Source organism: Bacillus sp. AFS001701 (assembly GCF_002559405.1).
Taxonomy (GTDB): domain Bacteria; phylum Bacillota; class Bacilli; order Bacillales; family Bacillaceae_G; genus Gottfriedia.
On sequence record NZ_NTZO01000282.1, the window covers coordinates 1 to 1,013 of the forward strand.

The window sequence follows — 1,013 nt, forward strand, 5'->3', positions numbered from 1 at the left end:
TCGGGTTAATAATTGTTCAATAAATATTTTTTATTTATTATCTAAAAATAGTTTTTTAGTTTAGTTCACCAATATTAATAAATCAATAAATCCTCTTGCTGCTTTCCCAATATATTTTTGCTTATGATAGACAATGATTACTTTAAAAATAGAGGGATTTTTAATTCTTATTGCTTTCAATTGTCCATTATTATCAAGATTGAAAAGAGTAGCAAAAAGAATGGAAGCTCCCTTCCCTGCAATCACTGCTTTAATTATCGCCTTGTATCAGTAGTTTCAATCAAAGGCTTGAGTACAATTCCTTTAGAACCAAAACGTCAACTAATCACTGTCTAAAACAGTGACCATTAGGATATAAGATAAGTGGAAAATTTTGAATTTCGTCTAAATCAATTTCGTTTTGATTAGTTAAAACATGATCTGATTGTACAACCATGAAAAATTCTTCTTTATATAAAAATATTTGATTATACTTTTCATCCGGAGGTGTCATAATAGTCAAGGCTAAGTCTAATTTATTTTGTTTTACTTTTTCTAGTACTTCATGAAATTGATAAAACTGAAATTGTACATGAGGATACATAGAATGAAACTCTAATAAAACCGAGGATGCTATATGACTTAGATCACCAGACAAGGCACCTATCACTAATTTTCCTCTATTCATTAATTGAAGTTCTTGAATTTGATTCTTTGCACTAGTAAGCGTATCGTATACTTTTCTACCATGCTCAAATAATATAGTACCTGCTTCAGTATGTGAAATTTTTTACCTATTCGATCAAAAAGAGGAACACCTATTTCATCTTCTAAAATTTTTATTTGGTAACTCAAGGTAGGTTGTCCAATACCTAGCTTTTCTGCTGTTTTTGTAAAGTGCATTTCATCGCAAATTGCCAAAAAATATTCTAATTGTTTCAATTCCATAGTTTTTCACGATCTTTGTCATTTTCATATTCTGTATATGGAACGATTTTTCTTGTTTTTCTTACAATCTGCAAATACTTAATAAC

3 protein-coding genes are annotated in these 1,013 nt (G+C 28.9%); all 3 read right to left on the bottom strand.

What is annotated here, in order from left to right:
* Positions 1 to 60 precede the first annotated feature (60 nt).
* Complete coding sequence (locus CN514_RS17930) at positions 61 to 258, bottom strand: LysR family transcriptional regulator substrate-binding protein (RefSeq protein ID WP_141529412.1); 198 nt, start codon at positions 256 to 258, stop codon at positions 61 to 63.
* A 67-nt stretch (positions 259 to 325) separates the two neighbouring features.
* Positions 326 to 649, bottom strand: a complete 324-nt coding sequence (locus CN514_RS17935; protein ID WP_176525959.1) for a LysR family transcriptional regulator substrate-binding protein — start codon at positions 647 to 649, stop codon at positions 326 to 328.
* A gap of 17 nt (positions 650 to 666) precedes the next feature.
* Positions 667 to 927: a LysR family transcriptional regulator gene (locus tag CN514_RS26880; protein ID WP_098233770.1), complete on the bottom strand. Its 261-nt coding sequence runs from the start codon at positions 925 to 927 to the stop codon at positions 667 to 669.
* Positions 928 to 1,013 lie beyond the last annotated feature (86 nt).